Origin of the sequence: Butyrivibrio sp. WCE2006 (genome assembly GCF_000701985.1) — a bacterium.
Lineage (GTDB): Bacteria > Bacillota > Clostridia > Lachnospirales > Lachnospiraceae > Butyrivibrio.
This window is the reverse complement of sequence record NZ_JNKH01000014.1, coordinates 60,100-79,761: the sequence shown is the minus strand read 5'-3', so window position 1 is coordinate 79,761 and position 19,662 is coordinate 60,100. Positions and strand designations below refer to the sequence as shown.

Here is a 19,662-nt window from a genome sequence, read left to right as displayed (position 1 = left end):
TTAATAAGGGGATTTAGTCATGCATCAATCCAATAAGGTCATGCTTGAGAAATTATTCTTTAAGATGCTGCCTGTGCAGATCCTTATAGTTGCAATGGGAGCGGTCAATACCATAGTTGATGGTGCCATCGCCGGACGATTTGTAGATCCGGTGGCGGTAGGTGTTGTCGGTCTTTTCTTTCCTGTAGTCAACCTGCTGAATGCCATTTCAGCAGTAATGCTTGGAGGAACTGCTGTACTCTGTGGCAGATTTATGGGAAGCGGTGACATGGAGAAAACCAATGGTATTTTCTCTCTTACTATCACCTTCACCACTATATTGGGCGCAGTGCTGACTGGGCTCAGCTTTCTTTTTCCCACCATCATCACTGGGATACTCGGCGCAAGCCCTGATCTATCCCCACTTCTGGCATCCTACATAAGAGGGTACGCTATAGGTATTGTCCCTATGCTCCTCGCTCAGCAGGTGTCCTCCTTCTTACAGCTTGAGAGGCAGACAACCCGAGGCTACATAGGTGTTGCCACTATGATAGTCTCAAATATTGCCCTGGATATCGCCCTGGTAGCTGTTTTTAAAATGGGTATATGGGGTCTTGCTCTTGCAACATCAATCTGTAACTGGATATATTTATTCATACTCATCTCTTACTATTTTACCGGAAGATCACAGCTCTCATACAAATTACAGAATGCATTATGGGATAAGCTCATCGAGCAGTTAAAAATAGGTTCTCCCGGAGCCATGCTGGTGCTGTGCCTTGCATTTAGAGGAATTGTTCTAAACCGCATAGTACTCTCTTACGGCGGAGAGGACGGACTATCTGCCATGTCTGCCTACAACATGTCCAGTGGAATTTTCATCGCATACTGCCTTGGAAACGGCGCAGTTATACGAATGCTTTGCAGCGTCTTTATCGGTGAAGAGGACAAGGATTCCATAAAACACCTTATGAAAATTGTACTCACGAAGGGCCTGGCACTATCCGTTGCGATCGGAGTTATCATTTTCCTGCTTTCACCGGTTTTAGCAGGTATTTTCTTCCCGGATACGACCTCCAATGTTTATAGCCTTACAAAATCTTTATTCATGATTTTTTCAATCTGTATACCGCTGATTCTGGTCTGCCAGATAAACACCAACTATCTGCAGGCTGCAGGACATAATCTTTTCATTAACATCCTCTCCGTATTTGACGGATTTATATCTATGGTTGCCGCATCGCTTATACTTGCTCCAATCATGGGCATCATGGGTATATGGATTGCAAACCCTGTTGGCATTATACTAACAATCCTGACAGTTCCTGTATATTTGCTTCTTTATTGGAAGCGCTTCCCAAGAAACATAGATGAATGTCTTTTTATGAAACCGGATTTTGGTGTATCTGACAATGACAGGCTTGATATTGAGATCAAAGCCATGGACGAAGTTACAAATACAGCTGCTTCCGTTCAGGAATTTTGTGAGAATCATGGCGTTCCTCATAAGCCTGCATTTTACTCAGCGCTTTGTATCGAAGAAATGGCAGGAAATGTGGTTTTACATGGCTTTACAAAGGATAAGGCATCTCATACCGTAAACATCAGAGTTGTATACAGAAGTGATTCTGTACTTCTGCGAATAAAAGATGACTGCATTCCTTTCAATCCAAAAGAAAGAGCAGATCTTATATCAGGCGATGACCCATTTAAAAATATAGGAATCAGAATGATAACCAAGCTTGCAGACGATGTCACTTATCAAAACATGTTGGGACTGAACGTACTGACAATAGTTATCAATCACAGTACTAAGAAAGTAGGTTGACGAATGACTGATTTTTTGGGAAATGATTATCTTATGGAGAGAAGACTAAAAGACCTTAGCCCGGATCTTCATAAAAGATTTTCTGACATGGTCTTTGCCTGCCAGAATCTTCTTTCCAATTATAAGCTCATATTTCCGGATTACACAGACCACTCTGAGTTCCATGCCATGAATGTCATCAATTTCTGCAATAAGCTCATTGGTACAAAGGACATTGAAAAGCTCTGTCCCGATGAAATGTACATTCTTCTGAATTCATGCTACTTACATGACGTGGGAATGGGGACAACTCCAAAGCTTTATGAAGAATTTAAGGAAAAAGTCGATGTACGCAGCTACACGGATTCTAAACCGAATGCCGGGATAGCAGACATAATAAGGAATTTTCACCATGAATTCAGCGGACTATTTATAGAAAAATATGCTGATCTTTTTGAATTTCCTTCAAAAGAGTATACCTATGCCATAAAACAGATTGCCCGTGGCCATAGGAAAACAAATCTGTATGATGAACAGGAATATCCTTCGGCATACAAACTTCCAAATGGAAACACCGTATGCCTTCCTTATCTTGCTGCTCTCATCAGACTGGCTGACGAGATTGATGTAGTAGCAGAGAGAAACCCTAAGCTTCTATATGATCTTGAACTACCGACTGATGCATTACAAATTCAGGAAAACAAAAAGCTGGCCGCCGTTAAAGAGCTGGATTTTGAGCAGGATTCGTTTGTTTTAGTGGCTGAAGAGTCAGACCTGGAAACGAAAGAAGGCCTAATAAAAATGGTCGATAAAATGCAGCTCACACTTGATCTTTGTAGAGATGTAATTGAAAAAAGAACACCTTTTTCCTTAGGACAGAAAAAGGTGCTCATTCATTTTTTGTAGTTTATTTGCTTTTAAGCTTAATATATTATTTCCGAACTTTTCCTGAGTATGGTTCCATCCATGGCGCTTATAAAAGTAGTGTCACCGTTTCTCTTATAAATCTTCCATGAAAGCTCCGGACGACCTGCTAATTCTGTGATCACCAGCTCTGCCCTTGCTGCGCCTTTTATTTCATTGCCATTCATGGCACCCTCAAGACTGACCCTGGGTGTGACATCATCAAGATTAGCATTAACATACAGACCGCTGACAGATGTCACTGTGCCATCCACATTTGTGTATATTCTGAAAAAACCTTCCTCAACAGGAATGCCTTCATATAGCTGCTTCAGATAATAGATCCTGACTTCATCATTCCCATTATCCTCAGTTTCCGCATGAAAGCTGTAGTTCGATACACCAAACTTATAACCTATAGCATTTATCAGTGCTACGGCATCTTCAGGACTTGTTACCTTTTTATCGATAACGGGATTGTTCATCTCCCTCAGCCTGTCGCCTGCACCATAAATCAGATTAGTATCTGAAGTGATAAAGTCTTCTTCACTCATTCCTTCTAAAAAGACCAATCCTTCAGTACCCTTAGTTTCCCTTGGCGGCTCTGTAACCTTTACTTTGCCGCAACCGGTAAGGAAACTAAGGCTCTGCAACATTATCAAAAACATGTAGCAGACTTTTTTTATTGATTTCATTTATTCCTTCTCCGATCCTTCGATTTCTTCAAGGACACTTCTGAATAAACCATCAACATCTTCAGGGACATCAGTTACATCCACTGCCTCGCCATCATCCATAGGTGAATAGAGAGGAAGTGTGTTAGGATATGAAACTCCACCGCCGGAATAAATATTCTTATTCTGGATATTTACCGTACCATCCTGACCAATTTGAATTCTGCATACCATCCAGATTGTACCCTTGGATGACGGATCTATGTAATATGTTCTAAGATGTTCACCTGCTTTAGAAATCTGAACTTTTGCATCTGATGCAGCCATTCTTGTACTGTTTGCATTTGAACCTGTGGTGTAATCATGAACGAAGAAATAATATACACCCGGTGTCATATCATAAATAGTTGTGTTCTCAGGACCAAATGAAGTTGTGTCATCATAGTCAAGATCTGCAACAGGCTTTCCGTTTTCATCCACCTTCTTATGAGAATAGTAGATATGCCACTTATTGGTTCCGTTACCATTTATTTTTACAAGATGAGAATCAAGGTCTCTGGGTGTCTCTCCCCATGTAAGTCTGATGTGTACAACATCACGCTCAACGATACCAACAGTATCAAACGCTTCCTTTATTGCCTGGAGCGCCCCACCACTAATTCCCATTCTCTTTGCGGAACTAATAACTGCTCTTCTGCCATCAAGGAAACTTGAATCACAGCTGAGGTAATAAAGTGAATTATAGAATACTTTAGCCCATGTATCAGCTGAAACTGTTGAAGTATTTGCATTTGTCATCATCAGGTAAGCTGCTCTGTTGAAAATACCGCTGTTCCAATGAACACCGCCATGATCGTCGTCACCAAGATATCTGTCAGTATAATGATCTTTATTATTGGATCCAACTGATTTAGGAGCCTTCATACTTCTGATGGCACCATCCTGACGACCTTGTGAATTATCTGAGTCTTCAGCTATAAGCCATCTTCCATCGCCTGACTTATTCTCGATAAGCGAACCCATTATGTCTGCGTAAGCTTCGTTAAGCGCGCCGGACTCACCCTGATATGTCAATGATGTTTTGTGTCCATCACCTACTATATACGCTACGACCGCATGTGTAAACTCATGTCCGATAACATCAAGAGCTGCTGCGTAATGTTTTACATTACCAAATACAAACTGCTGCTTGTCTGATGTCCAGTATGCATTGGCCATATCATTATCACTAAAGCCACTATTTATGCCATCATAGGACACTTTTATTTCTGCGCCATGACCGTCAAAAGAATTTCTTCCGAGCTTGTTCTTATAATAGTCATAAACCAGCTCCATGTTAGCATGTGCTGAAACAGCTGTTGAGTTAACAAGCACTGCCTCCTCAAGTTTTCCAGGAAGTGATGACCATCTGTATCCAAGGAAAGACTTATTTGAAGCCTTATAAGTTGTAATCTTACGGACTGTATCCTTAAGACGGTTCTTTGTACCATCCTTCTCTACATTAAAGGTTCTGGCTGCGCCTCTGTAATCGTCTGATGTAAGAGTTCCTGCACTCCATGCACCTTCTTCACTGATCATAAACCAGATATCACCTGATCTGGCGTTATCTGAATCTGAAGTATTATAGCTGTTTGCAAGTATATAGTATCTTGAATAAATGACAGGTAATACAATACTTGAGCCATCTGCCAATAATACATTGTCCATCGGATCATCATCTGCATTAAGGGGAACGAGTCTGTCATCCGGCTCAGCTTCAGGATCCTGTGCATTCTCTGATCCATCTACTGTAACCTCTGCATCAGATGTTGCATTGCCGTCAGTTACTGTTTCTACAGGAGCTTCCTCTGTAGCATTTTCAACTACAGGTGCTTCTTCCAATGTGGTATCAGCTGAAGGCGTTTCCTCTATTGTGCGCTCATCTACAGGCACTTCGTCTAATATACTTTCAACTACAGGAGTATCCTCTAATGTACTTTCAACTACTGGTGCTTCCTCTATTGTGCTTTCAGCTGCAGGTGTTTCCTCTGATATAATTTCTTCTGTAGGAGCTTCTGCCAACACATTAGTATTGATAAATGCATCTTCTTCTACAAATGTATTACCTTCAGAAATGACATTTTCCTGTGTTATTGCGCTATCTTCAGCAAGAATGTTTTCCTGTGCTGATGCGATGCCTTCTGCAACATTTTCTGCAGTCGCATTGCCGTCAGTTACTTCTTCAATCACTTCTTCTGTCTGTGGTTCCTGAGCTTCGGGATTCTCTGACTGAGCATCCTCTACAGGTTCTTCTTCAAAAGCATTTCCCTCAGAAACTGCTTCCAGTGACTCATCCTTAAGCATCAGTTCCTCTAAGCCCAATTCCTCGTCGATATCATCAAGCGCACTTGCTAAGATTTCATCCTTAGTCTTAACAGTTACTTCCCAGGTAAGTCTTGGCTTAGTATTTTCATCCTTCTGGATTATTACTTTTCTGGCCTCTGCTTCCAGAGAGTCCTTAAGATCTGCTTTTAACTTATCAACAGTAACATCTGTTGTAGCCTGAGATGTAAGATACTCAGTAAGAGCCTGATCATTTAAAACAGCATTTATAGCAGTTTCTATAGCAGTATCCTGAGATGTATTTGTATATGTACCTGCATCGTTGATTCTGCTGTCAAAGCTGTTGTGCAAACCGGTAACCTCACCGGATCCGGACTTTGCCAGAATTACAACTTCACTACCTACTACATCAATACCATTCTTCTTTTGAGAAAGCTTGAAGAATTTCTCATTTCCGGATGCTGATGCCACTTCCTTCACACTAATATTTGCAGCATCAATAGTTATTGATTTATTATTACCTGCAATTATGGATTTTGCAGATTTCATAACAGCAGCTGCTGAATTGGCATCAGTTACTTTCTGATTTGTAAACTTACCATCGATGGATCCTACAACACCATTTTCATCATACTGAACATCGATAGCACCTTCTGTTTCCAGATCTATGATGTCTCCAAGGTCAATGATATTGTCATCCAGATTATCTGTACTGCTGGAATCTCTCCACTTTGCAACAATGTTAAGATCGCTTGTTACAGGTGAATTGAAATTATATGCTGAGTTACCGTTGTACCAGTTAACAAACTGCTTACCGCGGATGTGAGGAGTAGTTGCAGGAACAGATACTTTTTTACCTTCCTGAACACGCTGAGCCTCCGGTACAGGTGTTCCTCCATTTGCATTAAATGTAACATTATAATATTTGTCAGGATTGTATTTTACAGTAACTGAGCAGCTAAGCGTAGAACTTCCTGCCTGAGCTATTACGGTTGCCTGACCAACATTTGCTGCGTACACGTTACCATTGCCATCAACAGTAACAATCTTTTCATCTGAACTTGACCACTGTACTGTCTTAGTAGTTCCTGTCACAGTCAGAGTACTTGAATCTCTTAAGAAAAGATCAAGACTGTTCGCACTAAGAACCGGATTCTCAACCGGCGGCTCCTGTACAGTTACATTACATTTGTAGCTCTTTCTATTCTTACCCTTTACGGTAATCACTGCATTACCTGCACCAACTGCAGAAATAAGACCTTTGTTAGTAACTGTGGCAACTGCCAGGTTACTTGATTTAAAGGACTTTGCTTTAGCGCCCTTTAATTTAATGGTCTTCTGCTCACCTTTTGTAAGGGTAAGCGCGCTGTCTGTAAGGCCGATTTTGACCGTTACCTTGCAGTTGTACTTTTTGTTTCCTACTTTGGCGGTAATTGTAGCTTTACCTGCCTTCTTGGCCTTAACATTCCCCTTTGAAACGGTTGCCACTTTCTTATTGGAAGAACTCCACTTTACCTTGGATGCTCCTTCCATCGTAAGCTTAAGGCTCTGACCTACGATCAGTGTGGCCTTATTCTGGCTGAGCTTTGCTTTCGTACCAGCCTTAGACTTTTTGCTGCTCTTCGCTTTTTTGCCTGAAGCCGCATGAACTACCGATGCGTCATTAAACTGCGCTGTTACGCTTGCAGGCCCAAAGGCCAGGCAGAAAACGAGAAGAAAAACAAAAAGCTTCTTCATCTGTTTCCTCATAAAACTTTTCCCTCCCACTTATTTATTTTTTGAGAAACGTGACAAAAGAATTATACATGAAAATTGTTTTTCTTAATACTTTTTTTATATTTCCTTAAGACTTTATTAAGAAAATATGATATACTTCCGCCTATAAAAAACTAGCGGAAACTATTTTAGTTTTCTCTGGTTTTAAATCGTGCCTTAATCTCCATTTCACGGAATCTTTGCTACGTCAAGTACTGATTATGGAGTTACGGTTTCATATTCCGTTTCCCTATAGGCAAATTTTTCTATTATATTAAGAAGGCACTAAAACAACCAGACTCATATATAAATGCATCGCGAACACGATTTTCAGGTGAAGCACATAAAATAATATGCAAAAAATCTGGTTAGTTATTAGTAAACCTCATAAAACATTCATCTCCAGGGGGATTTAAATGATGACATCTATACATATGAAAAAAGCTCTTTCAATCACGCTGGCTCTTTTTATGTCAGCATCTATGCTTACACCAATGGTAAGTAATTCGCGCATAACTGCTAAGGCTGCAAACGAAAAAAGCATAGCAAGCCTTGGAACAGCTGCAATTAAAAATCCTGAAGAGGGTAACGGCAATTGGGATTATGTATATTACGGAAACTATAGTGGTAACAGAGTAAAATACCGTGTTTTGTCTTCCAATACCACAGATTTCAGCAATGGCAAAACCAAAGACGAAACTCTTCTTCTTGATTGTGACAATGTTCTTTATGAACTTCCCACACAAAGCTCCAAAGTGAGCATGAATAACCAAAACGACGATCTTATGCACAACTTGAACGGCAATTCATTCTTAAATTCAGAATCCTTCTCTGCTGCTGAGAGAGATGCTATTTATGCCAGCACAAAACACAGGGCTTCTGATTTTGATGGAAGAAAAGATGATGGGAATTTCTCTGCATTAAAAGGTGACAAGATTTTCGCCCTCGACCCTAAAGAAGCAACAAACAAAAAATACGGATACAGTGATACTCCTACTGATGATAAGCGAAAGAAGATAAGCATTATTTCAAATTCTTCTGAAGAATGGTGGCTGCGACTTCAACTAAAATCTGACAAGAAAATTTTGGGAAATTTTGCTTCTGACAAAGGATTTGTAGTAAATAAACTATCAGGCCGAATTGACCAGGACAAATTAACCAAGACATCCGGAGTAAGTCCTGCCTTTAATGTCAGCTTATCAAAAATACTGTTTTCATCACTTGTTCCAGGCTCCACCAAGGAATATAAGCTTACACTCATCGATGATTCAATGTTAATGCCTAGATACATCGAAGGCACTAAGAGCGGAAACAACATCGATCTTAGCTTTGAATACCCGGCCGTTAATATGGACAGTTCAATAAGTTTTTCTGTTTTACTCCTGAAGGATAAGTACAAAGAAGGGCTGTCTAAGACCTCAGATTATGCCTATATTCCTTTGAAAAATGTAACTATTCTCACAGAGCAGGGTGAGCCAACACCTTCATACACAAAGGTTATAGGCAAATTCGCAATTCCTGCAGGGTGTGAAGGTTACAATGCTTATCTTATAAGTGAAGTTATTGGCGGTGCCAAAGAAACTGATTATGCCTGCTCTCCTGTCCGCTTTGACCTGGATAAGAAGGATCATAAACATGCATGGAAAATCACTGATTCCAAGGGAGACCGCATTACAACTGCCGCCGACAAGGTAGCCATGATATCCTGCTCAGAGTGTCACAATGTGAAATATACTGTTTCTCTAGACGCTACCACAAAGGTTTATGACGGAAAGCCTCCCAAAGTAGAAGTCAAAAAGTCCGAAGGCTTCCCCTCTGACATTAAAGTAAGTCCGGTAATTTACAAACTTCACAATGACAGCAAATCAATCACTGAAGCACAGGCTTCAAATGTCGGGGAATATGACGCAGTAATAGGCATAACTGCAGGAGAAGAAACTTCTGAACTGAAGGATGACTACAAGATTGAGCCAAGAACAATAACTCCTGATATGATCACATTGAGCGAGAAAGAATATGTCTACGACGGCACAGCAAAAACTCCTGCCGTAACTGTTAAACTCGGAGATATAGTTCTTGTTGAAAACACAGATTACACAATCGAGTACAAAGATAACATCAATCCCGGAATCGCAAATGTCATAGTTACTGCCAAGAGTTCCAATTACTCCGGAAAAGGCATCAAAGATTTCAAAATTGATAATCCTGATACAAACTTAAAGCGGGATGCCGACGATCTTGTGAACAAGGTAAAAGACAAGCATAATAAGAATGACAAGGAAACTACAAACGCAGCAAAAGTCGACTCTCCTCAGGTTGAAATACCAGCACCAAAACATCAGGTTGGAGATAAGATTATTGACGCAGGAAATACCTATATCATTACTTCAACAGATGAGCTGGATCTGACCGTCACATTTGCAGAGCCCGCTACTGATACTGCCAAAAACGTAGATATTCCTTTATCCATATTTGATAACAACATCGAATACCGCGTAACAGAAATCTCTGATAACGCCTTTAAAGGTAATAAGAATCTTAAAAAAGTCACTATCGGCGAAAACGTAAACAAAATCGGCGCCAATGCTTTCTACAAATGCAAAAACCTGAAGAGCATCAAGATACTGACAAAAGACTTAAGCAAGAAAAATGTTGGCAAGAATGCCTTCAAAAAAATCAACAAAACCGCCAAGATCAAGGTTCCGAAGAGCAAATTTAAAGCTTATAAAAAACTCCTGAAATCAAAAGGCGTAAACGGTAAAGAACAAAAGATAACTAAATAATGTCTTAAAACTAATTGAGCTGTGCAGTAGACATTTCATCTATTGCACAGCTCTTTTTGCTTTGGTAGATATGCCTCAGGCATTTCCTCTTTTCATTTATATTCAGGAAGGTATTATTTGACCTCCGCAATCGTGACCTTTCCATCTCCATTGATCATTTCAATTCTTTTGCACATAACAGGTCTTAGCTGAGGAATTTCAATCATGTTAAGTATAGTATCATCACAGATAGTAGCCTCAATTATTCCCTGGTCATAGACAAGTTCGATGCTGTCAGTGTGGGCAAATCCAAGGTTCATGATTTCTGATACCACACCGGAGGTAAATATCAGATTTCCGGTTGAGAAATTATATCTGATTTCAAGAAATACATCTAAGCAGGATAGCGCCTACGCTGAATCCATTAAACATCATTACTCATTGAGGCTTTGTTTAATGCACTGAAATATTCCATTAGTATCTCGGCTGATTCACAGTCGTTATAAATCTCAACCATTTTAATTGATTCCCATCCAAAGTAAGTACGAATAGCATCATCCGGCACTCCTCTCCTTTTTAGCCTTGTACATAACTGGTGCCTTAGACAGTGAAAATAGAATGATTTACCAATATACCTGGAAATCGTTCTTGCAAATGATTGTAAAAGTGAATTCTTTGCCTGTTTCCCGTTTTTATCCACGAAAAGATATTCACTGGTTATCCCTTGCCTGTCTCGTTCATCCATCCAAAGATCATAATATTTCTTAAAATCTGAGAGCGTATATTTGATCATGGGCTTTCCTAATGTTCCCCTGCCTTTTGTTCGGATTTTTTCAGGTGTAGCATAAAGAACCGTCCCGGTAATAATATTATTTTCACTGAACCACCCGGTTTTAAACTGAATTAATTCGGACCTTCTGCTCCCTGAGAAAGCTGCCAAAGCAAAAATGCATGCAACCTGATATTTTCTATCTGTAACAAGTCTGTTAAGTGTATCGTCTACCTCATCTTCAGATATTTTTGTCTGCTCAAAAATATTCTGAATAGGTGGTGACGGAATTTTATTTATAACTGAATGGAAATTAGGATATTCATCATCAAGGATACCTTCTATATAATTGCTCAGTGAACTTAACGCACTCTTCACTCTTGCAACCCTGTTCGGACTCCATCCCCACTCAGTAAGCGCATAATTCTGAAATGAAGCCAGCTCTTTCTTCTTCAGTCTGGTGAAGCATTTATTATTATTGGACTCATAATTCCAGGTAAAGAAAATTTCAATATCATTTTTATATGCTTTTATCGTAAGATCACTCCTGTCAATTGAACGCAGGTACTCCAGAAATCCGGTAAGCAACACCTTATTCTTCCTATTGAATCTTTGACTGATAGCCCTATCAACAATTTTGTGCGATTTAATTTTTCTATTCATTTATGCCCTCCATCAAGGAAATTAATTTAAACCTTAATAATAACACGGGCAAAAAAGAAATAGCGTAAAATTAAAAGTCATTCTTCTAAAAATATGATTTGTGACTGGCCTACACTCAAAAAGCAGGTTGAAATTGTACTATTATTATCAGTCTAAATCACCATTCTAGCGAATACTGACTCTCTACCAGTAAATCCTACAATGAACAAAAAAGCTTGACCATGCCCTCACAAAAACACAGTCGCAAGTCTTCCGATATCTTTATTCACTTGAAATATATGTGCACATAAAAAGAGCGTTTGAATATAAAGAATAATCTCTATATTTGCAATCAATATCAATTATCACATACTCAGATTTTACACCGGATTTAAAATCAATCTCCCAGTCTGAAATGCCTGAAGTTACGATAAAATCTGTACCATTGATAGCTTTATGTCCATAGGTACTGTCGTTTATTCCAAGCCCTTCACCAAGGAAAGTGATTGGAATCATCTGGCCTCCATGGGTATGACCTGAAAGAACAAGGTCCACTGCAGACTTGGCTTCATTGTCGTAGTCATTTGGTATATGATCAAGAACTATTATGTACTTATCAGTATCAATTCCTGAAAGAAGCTCCTCCATTCTCTTTGCTGGAGAATGACTTCTGTCCTTTCTTCCTACTACATAGAATCTGTCATCCACAAGGCTCACTTCATCCTCAAGGATATTGATTCCGTTCTTAGTGAGAATCTCTCTAATATCCTGCCCGTTAAAATCACGGCTCTGACCGTATCCCTCGTCATGATTACCAAACACATACCACACGCCGTACTTAATATCTACTTCGCTCAGCGCTTCACAAGCCCTCTCAAAATCTGCTCTCTTTGAGCTGTCATCCACCATATCACCTACGATGAATAAAATATCAGGCTTTTGTTCCACTATTTTGCCAAGTTCTACCGCAAAACCATCTCCATCGAAGGTTGTACCTATGTGAGAATCTGCAAACATGGCAACTTTCAGGTTCCCGAGCTCTTTGTCTGTGTGTAATGTGTAATCTTTTTCCCACACATTGTTGCACAGATAAAATGAAACACAAAGATAGATTAGCGATGTAATGAGAGCCAACGCTCCTAAAAAATTACCCTTTGCTTTTTTGCCGCTGACCTTATCAATAATTTTACCTGCCAGACCAAACAACAAAAAGAACATCACGATGTTCAGAAAAACCACCATGGCATTGATAATCGACATCGCAAGACTAATTACCACAAAAACTATTGCAATAATTACAAAGGATATAAACAACCCTATCCGCTTATTTTGCTTGACTATCTTATTTACAGGTCCAAACCTTGATACCTGCAAAGTCATGTAAACCACGCTGGCAATAAAAAGTAGCAAACCTAAACCAAAGAAAATCAACCACATACTATTTCTAATTTCTTTCAAATCTTATATCAACGGTTTCAATGACTATATATACCAATTTTTAAAGCAATCATCAACAGTATCTTTGGCTTTTTTATGCACTTTTTATAAGTATTTGTCTAATGTTTATTTAGCTTTGCAGGACACGCCCCTCGCTTTGCGAGGACCTGGTCCAATACGATTCCCGTTTTTCTAAGGAAAAACTGGAATCTATAGGTTCTTTTGTCCAACATCTCCTCTGCTTTTTACTATTAGTCAGACTTCACGTATTCATATTACTCCGACGGTTTTTAATATAAAAAGCCAAAACGTGAGAGAAAAGGAGCAACCAAACGTAGTCATCATTATTATGCTGCTGCTTAGTGTTCCTTCATGCCCCATATTTTTAGCCATGATAAAGCAGCTGACAGTTGTGGCGGATCCGAGCATGACAAGAATAGCCACAATTTGTTCCCCTGCAAAACCAAGCTTTATTGCAATCGGCATGAAAATCATTACCAGCAGAAACAGTTTTATAAAGCTCGCAACAAGTGCGGGTTTCACATTTTGCATTGCCTTTCTTCCATCAAAAGAAGCTCCCATTGACATAAGACCAAGAGGCGTTGCCAGTCCTCCTATATCACCAACAACCGTATCAACCACCTTTGGTATTGGGATTTTGAAAACTGACCATAATAGCCCCGCAACTATTCCGATGATTATAGGATTTTTAAGTATCCCAACAATAGTCTTTTTTATCAGAATACCTTTATTATTCGAACTGTCTCCACTATTTTCATACTCAGGCGCAGTCAGCGTAAGAATAATGACTGCAAAAATATTATAAAGAGGAACACTTCCCAAAATCATAAGCGGTGCCATTCCACTACTTGATTCTCCATAAATACTATGGATAAATGCTATTCCCAGCAAAGCTGCGCTGCTTCTGTAAGAGCCTTGCAGAAACTCGCCTCTTCTCGATGGAGTCTTTACAAAAATCCTTGAAAGCACCCATATTAAAGTAATACTGCAAATAGTTGCAACAAAACAGAATAATACAAATTTAGGATTCCAGGTCCCTACAAAATCCTGCTTTGCAAGATCTGAAAACAGTAGTGCAGGAAGTGCCACCTTAAACACAAACTTGTTCATAAAAGATGACGCATCCTCATTTATCATATTTATTCTTCTGAACACATTTCCTAAAACCATCAGAAGAAAAATAGGCATTGTCGCATTTAAACTAAAAATAAGATTTTCCAAAATTACTCCCCACCTTAATAACATAATTATGTGTCTGATCAGGCAATGTAGCCATATTCATCCTATTCCTGAATCGATAGTCACATGGCTTCCATCCTTGCCCTTGGTAACCTTAATCTGCTGTGAGATGTTCTCCATCAATTCTTCTCGGTGGCTTATGATACCTACAAGCTTATTTGTGCCCGACAGATTTACCAGAATATCCATGGCGCTGTCCATAGACTTTCGATCAAGAGTTCCGAATCCTTCATCTATAAAAAGTGCATCCATCTGTATTCCGCCGAGATTAGAGGATACGGTATCTGAGAGTCCAAGTGCAAGGCTAAGAGATGCCTTGAAGCTCTCTCCTCCTGAGAGGTTTCCCACAGGACGTCTGTGGCCTGTATAATTATCCAGCACTTCAAGATCAAGGAAGTTATTGCTCTTTTTACCTAATGAATCCTCCTGTCTGTACAGCTCATACTGTCCGTCACTCATAGGCAACAGTCTTCTATTGGCAGCGGCAATTATACCGTCAAAGCCTGCTGCCTGAATGTACTGCTCAAGTGTAATCTTCCCGTTTCCGGTGGTTCCCTTTACAAGATTATAAAGCCTTGAACAGATAGAGTATTCCTTCTGCGACTTTTCAAGTTCTTCCTGCCTTGAGGTGATGTTATTAAGCTTCTCGCGATTAATACTTATTCTGTTATCAAGTGTATTCCTTTGCTTTCTTATATCTTCAACCTCACCGCTCTGCGTTTCACACAGCTCTCTGAGGCTGCTGATATCGATCCATGTTTTCCCCTTAGCATCCGCCTTTGCCTGAAGTAGCTGCGCCTCATTTGTTAAGACAGCCTGATTATAATCAGAGAGCTTTTTCTCACTTTCAGTTATTTCTTTTTCAGTGGTAACAAGCAGCAGCATTTCGTCAAAAATATCAAAATCATGCTCTTTCATGACCTTATTTAAGGCAGTATCCAAAGAATCACTATCCGCCTTTTGAGTTTCGAGGCTTGCGTTTAAAGTGGCTATAGCAGACTGATGCATAGCAACCTTTTTATCAGCTGCTGTGCTTGCTTCTGCAGCGCCGGAGATTGCACTTAATATTTTATCCTTTGAGTCCGTAAGCTCTTTTAATTCTTTTTCTGCCAAAAACCAGTTATCAAAACCAAGCTCCGAAAGGGACTTCAGGGTAGCCTCTGTTTCTGTCACAAGCTTTGCGGTCTCCTGCTTTTTCTCAGACAGCTCATCCTTATCCTTTGTAAGCTTATCAGATTCCGTTCCCTGAGCCTTATCAAGGGACTTCTCCGCATTCTCAAGGCTCTCACATTCATCCTTTAATCTCTTTTCCAGTCCGGAATTAGCCTTGATCTTTTCATCAAGAATTGCCCCTGCCTTTTTAAGCTCTTCAATCAGCTCATCCAGCGATCCGCCATCTTTTCCCATTTCAAGAAGATCATTTTCAAGGCAGTCGAGTATACCTATTCTCAGCTGATCCTCATATTGTAAAAAAGCTGTCTTTTCCTTCTCAGCCTCAGTATTCTTTTTTTCTTTCTTTTCCCTCAGGCTGTTCTCTTCGTTTTGTAAAAGTTTAAACTCCTCTTCAGTCACTGACTCATCGGGAAGCGCTGCAGGCTCCGGGTGGTGAACAGATCCGCAGACTGGACATTTTTCTCCATCCTTAAGCCCTGCAGCAAGAATGCCCGCTCTGCAGCTGTCAAGAATTCTCTCAGCCTCCATGCGGCGCTTGCTTGCGTCTTCATATTCCCTGAACGCCTCGGTAAAGCTTGCCTGCTTTAAAGCCAGACTCTTACTTTTCTTCTCTCTCTGAGGAAGCTGATCTTCAAGGATATCATTTACAGATTCCTGCAGAATCCTAAGCTTATCGCCATCGCCCTTAACCTTTACAAGCTCAGCAGGCTTATCCTTAAGCCCTGATACGATTTCCTTTAGTTCAAGAATTCTCTCCTTAAGTTCGTTATCCTTAATTTCAAGCTGCTTTTCCTCTTTAGCAATCTCTGCTTCAGCTTCTTTACCGGCTTTAAGCTTCTCCCTTAGCTGGTCTCTTTGCTGATACTTTTCTTCCTCCCCTTCAATCTTGTCTATTCTCTTTTGAAGGCTTTCCGCCTCAGGTCTTTTCTTCTCAGCCTCTTCATGCTCTGCTTTTCTTTTTGCCGCATTCTCCCTTGCTTCTATAAGAGCAGAATTTTCTTTTGCTATCTGCTCCTTAGTTTTTTCCAGCTCATCCGTCTTACTTTTCCATGCCATATAAACTGGATTCACTTCTCTTGTGGCAATACGCTGCCTTTGTAAATGCTCTTTAACCCCCTGCATTTCCTCCTTTTTTTCATCAAGAGTCTTTTTTTCTTCCTCAAGACCTTTTAGTCTGTTCAGAAACTGATTATTTGTCTGGGCAATTGCAAGTTCCTTTTTATTCTTCTCAAGCTCTTTATCTGCAGTTTTGAAGCTCTCCTTTACCTCCTTTAGCTTTTCCTTATCCTCAGTGATAACTCTCTCAATAAGGTCCACTATTTCCTGCAGATTCCATGCGCTTGAAGCCCCCTCGGCCCTCTTTTGAAGTGAATCAAGCTCCTCAAAAATCTCACTCTCTTCACTGCAGGTCACATCCCCAAAGTACTGGGTTATACTTTTTTCAGTGTCTTTTTTTATTCCCAAGGCACGGTCCATGCGATCCTTCAATTTGTACTCGATATTCTTGTAACCGCCTGTCATAAAAATCGTTCGCAGTATCTCTGTTCTCTGCTCGGTCCTTGCATTTAACAGATCCCAGAACTCTCCCTGGGCTATCATTGCAATCTGCTTGAACTGCTTTTCATCTATATGTAAAAGCTCCTTAACTGCATTATTAACAGGAGTGACACCTTCTATCGGTGCCTCTCCCTCTGCATAAAAAGAAGCTTTTTCCTTCTCTGTTATGACTCCGCTTCCGCGCTGCTTTTTCCTTTCGTAGGAAGGTTGTCTTCGCACATGATATTCCTTCCCCTGATGAGAAAAATAAAAATCAACAAAGCTTTCTTCATTATCCTTTGCATACTCGCTTCGGAGATTTTTGGTATCCCTATAGGTTCCACTTGTGGTCCCGTATAACGCAAAGCATATGGCATCAAAAATTGTTGTTTTCCCGGCTCCCGTATCTCCGGATATCAGAAAAAGTCCCTTTTCTTCAAATACTCTGAAATCAATCTCAGGCATCTTCCCCGCATATGGGCCAAAGGCACTTATTACAAGTTTAATCGGTTTCATTCATAACACCTGCCTCTCCTGCAGCCATTTTCATGACCTCCATCTCCTCATCGGTAATCTCGCAGCCATACATCAGACTGTAAAAATCGCTGATAAGTTCTGAAAAAGATTTATTTTGGGCAATTGCTGAGATATCCACCTGCTCTATCTGCTTTGTGTGGGAATTGTCATAATCTATCTTTACGGTATTAGGGTACACCTGCTGAATAATTCCCATTGCATCACTTATTATGTCCTCGTCTGTAAGCGTTGCATATATGAAATCATTCGTATCACTTACATTATCTTTATCAAGAAGTACCGCCATCTCGCCCCTTATATGCCTCATATCCCGCATGGGCTTTAACGACACAAGCTCGATATTTACATTCTTACTTCCATCAACAGTTACAAGAGGCATGGATTTATTATTGTTCGCTTCACTTAAGGAATATTTAAGAGGTGATCCCGAGTATCTGACTTCATCTCTTACCAGTCTCTGGGGTGAATGGATATGGCCAAGTGCCACGTAATCAAATTTATCAAAAACGTCCACTCCTATTTTCTCCACAAGCCCTACGCTCTGGGTTCCTGCAGATTCTGAGCCTGAAAGAGCAGGGTCCTCTCCTTTACCAGCAACAAACTGATGGGCTATGAGTATATTGCACTCTGCATCATTAATGTCCGCATTCTCTATAATGGTTTTTACCGCATCATTATAGTTTTCAATTTCCGTATCGGGATAAAAATGCCTGACCTGTGAAGCTTTCACAAAAGGCAAAAGATAAATGTTTATGTTTTTCCCATCTTCAACGATGGTTTCTTTATGAAGTGATCCATCAAACTTTGCCGAGATATAGATTTTGTTTGATGAAAACAGACTGCTTCCATAATTCAGTCTATCATCGGAATCGTGATTCCCGCTTATCATATAAGTAGAAACCTTCATCCTTGACAGACTGCTTAAAAAATAATCCAGAAGATTTGTTGCTGCCTCGCTGGGAACAGCCCTGTCATAGACATCCCCTGCGATTAAAACAGCATTCGCCTCTTCTTTTTTAATAGTATCAAGTACCTGATCCAGAATATACTTCTGGTCATCTATTAAGTCGAAATCTCCAAGTGTTTTCCCCAGATGAAGATCCCCCAAGTGTACAAATTTCACCCTTTTCACCTCTCTCGTAACATAAGTACCGGCAGGATTACTCCGTAATCCTGACATATCGGTCGGAACTATTCCGAATCATGACTTCGTCATGGCCCTTTAGCCAAGTCCCACATCAAGAGCCATCATAAGAATAAATCCCAGTGCAAAGGCAACGGTTCCAATATTTGAATGCTGCCCCTCAGACATCTCAGGGATAAGTTCCTCCACAACAACGTATATCATAGCTCCTGCAGCAAAGCTCAGAAGATAAGGCATCGTGGGAATCAAAAGACCTGATGCCGCAATCACAAGAATTGATCCGATAGGTTCAACTATTCCGGAGAGCATTCCATATAAAAATGTTTTTCCTTTCGGTACGCCCTCTCCGAGAAGCGGCACGGAAACAATGGCTCCCTCAGGGAAGTTCTGGATAGCGATACCAAGTGCCAGCGCCAGTGCTCCTGTATAAGTGATGGTACTGTTTCCATAAATCCATCCCGCACAGACAATTCCAACAGCCATTCCTTCGGGAAGGTTGTGAAGTGTAACCGCAAGCACCAGTTTTGTCGTTCTCTTAAGACCGCTTCTTGGTCCCTCTTCCTGTTTATCAAGGTGCATGTGCGGAGTAACCATATCAAGTACGAGAAGGAAAATCATTCCTATGCCAAATCCTATGGCAACCGGGATAAATCCAAGTTTTCCCATGCTCTCTGTCTGGTCAAGTGCAGGCAGAATCAAGCTAAAAAAAGATGCAGCGACCATCACACCGGACGCAAATCCGGTGAGTGCTCTCTGCATTTTTTCTCCAATCGAATTCTTAAAAAGGAATACGCTTGCAGCCCCAAGCGTAGTTCCTAAAAATGGAATTAATACAATCTGCCACATATAAATTCCTCCTTTGTGTATTGGCACGATTACTTCGTAATCCTGCCCTATCGGTCGGAACCATTCCGAATCATGACTTCGTCATGATGGTTCCTCCTCGTTGTGTATTGGCACGA

12 protein-coding genes are annotated in these 19,662 nt (G+C 40.4%); 3 read left to right on the top strand and 9 right to left on the bottom strand.

Annotated elements, in window-relative coordinates:
* Positions 1 to 19: 19 nt before the first annotated feature.
* Positions 20 to 1,807, top strand: a complete 1,788-nt coding sequence (locus tag T501_RS10915) for an MATE family efflux transporter (RefSeq protein ID WP_044914785.1) — start codon at positions 20 to 22, stop codon at positions 1,805 to 1,807.
* Positions 1,808 to 1,810: 3 nt separating this feature from the next.
* Positions 1,811 to 2,692 carry an HD domain-containing protein gene (locus T501_RS10910; protein WP_044914784.1) on the top strand — a complete coding sequence of 294 codons (882 nt, stop codon included), beginning with the start codon at positions 1,811 to 1,813 and terminating at the stop codon, positions 2,690 to 2,692.
* A 17-nt stretch (positions 2,693 to 2,709) separates the two neighbouring features.
* Here the strand turns inward: T501_RS10910 and T501_RS10905 are convergent, their stop codons facing one another.
* Both T501_RS10905 and T501_RS20240 read right to left on the bottom strand, forming a co-directional pair.
* Positions 2,710 to 3,384 (bottom strand): hypothetical protein, encoded by a 675-nt coding sequence (locus tag T501_RS10905; protein WP_026511645.1) that lies wholly within the window; start codon positions 3,382 to 3,384, stop codon positions 2,710 to 2,712.
* Complete coding sequence (locus T501_RS20240) at positions 3,385 to 7,434, bottom strand: M4 family metallopeptidase (protein ID WP_050008258.1); 4,050 nt, start codon at positions 7,432 to 7,434, stop codon at positions 3,385 to 3,387.
* Positions 7,435 to 7,856: 422 nt separating this feature from the next.
* Here T501_RS20240 and T501_RS22155 point away from each other — a divergent pair, with 422 nt between their 5' ends.
* On the top strand, positions 7,857 to 10,223 hold the full coding sequence (locus T501_RS22155) for a leucine-rich repeat protein (RefSeq protein WP_044914782.1): 2,367 nt from the start codon (positions 7,857 to 7,859) through the stop codon (positions 10,221 to 10,223).
* 113 nt (positions 10,224 to 10,336) lie between these two features.
* Here T501_RS22155 and T501_RS10890 read toward each other — a convergent pair whose 3' ends face one another.
* The 7 genes from T501_RS10890 to T501_RS10860 all read right to left on the bottom strand — a co-directional run bounded on the left by T501_RS10890 (position 10,337) and on the right by T501_RS10860 (position 19,546).
* A complete protein-coding gene (locus T501_RS10890; protein WP_155994840.1) occupies positions 10,337 to 10,537 on the bottom strand; it encodes a hypothetical protein in 201 nt (66 codons plus the stop codon).
* Between the two features lie 89 nt (positions 10,538 to 10,626).
* Complete coding sequence (locus T501_RS10885) at positions 10,627 to 11,634, bottom strand: tyrosine-type recombinase/integrase (RefSeq protein WP_044914780.1); 1,008 nt, start codon at positions 11,632 to 11,634, stop codon at positions 10,627 to 10,629.
* A gap of 261 nt (positions 11,635 to 11,895) precedes the next feature.
* Entirely contained in the window at positions 11,896 to 13,023 is a 1,128-nt protein-coding gene (locus T501_RS10880; protein WP_442856367.1) for a metallophosphoesterase, read from the bottom strand.
* A gap of 297 nt (positions 13,024 to 13,320) precedes the next feature.
* Complete coding sequence (locus T501_RS10875; protein WP_044914777.1) at positions 13,321 to 14,292, bottom strand: AEC family transporter; 972 nt, start codon at positions 14,290 to 14,292, stop codon at positions 13,321 to 13,323.
* A 57-nt stretch (positions 14,293 to 14,349) separates the two neighbouring features.
* Positions 14,350 to 17,535 carry an SbcC/MukB-like Walker B domain-containing protein gene (locus T501_RS20235; protein ID WP_050008257.1) on the bottom strand — a complete coding sequence of 1,062 codons (3,186 nt, stop codon included), beginning with the start codon at positions 17,533 to 17,535 and terminating at the stop codon, positions 14,350 to 14,352.
* Positions 17,522 to 18,679: an exonuclease SbcCD subunit D gene (locus T501_RS10865; protein WP_044914775.1), complete on the bottom strand. Its 1,158-nt coding sequence runs from the start codon at positions 18,677 to 18,679 to the stop codon at positions 17,522 to 17,524. Before T501_RS10865 ends, T501_RS20235 begins: the two co-directional genes overlap by 14 nt.
* 99 nt (positions 18,680 to 18,778) lie before the next feature.
* Positions 18,779 to 19,546, bottom strand: a complete 768-nt coding sequence (locus T501_RS10860) for a ZIP family metal transporter (RefSeq protein ID WP_044914774.1) — start codon at positions 19,544 to 19,546, stop codon at positions 18,779 to 18,781.
* Positions 19,547 to 19,662: the final 116 nt, after the last annotated feature.

Bases quoted from the DNA above. Each gene is read 5' to 3' on its own strand.
- T501_RS10905 (WP_026511645.1), bottom strand. From the start codon at position 3,384: ATGAAATCAATAAAAAAAGTCTGCTACATGTTTTTGATAATGTTGCAG.
- T501_RS10860 (WP_044914774.1), bottom strand. From the start codon at position 19,546: ATGTGGCAGATTGTATTAATTCCATTTTTAGGAACTACGCTTGGGGCT.
- T501_RS10915 (WP_044914785.1), top strand. From the start codon at position 20: ATGCATCAATCCAATAAGGTCATGCTTGAGAAATTATTCTTTAAGATG.
- T501_RS22155 (WP_044914782.1), top strand. From the start codon at position 7,857: ATGATGACATCTATACATATGAAAAAAGCTCTTTCAATCACGCTGGCT.
- T501_RS10910 (WP_044914784.1), top strand. From the start codon at position 1,811: ATGACTGATTTTTTGGGAAATGATTATCTTATGGAGAGAAGACTAAAA.
- T501_RS10885 (WP_044914780.1), bottom strand. From the start codon at position 11,634: ATGAATAGAAAAATTAAATCGCACAAAATTGTTGATAGGGCTATCAGT.
- T501_RS20240 (WP_050008258.1), bottom strand. From the start codon at position 7,434: ATGAGGAAACAGATGAAGAAGCTTTTTGTTTTTCTTCTCGTTTTCTGC.
- T501_RS20235 (WP_050008257.1), bottom strand. From the start codon at position 17,535: ATGAAACCGATTAAACTTGTAATAAGTGCCTTTGGCCCATATGCGGGG.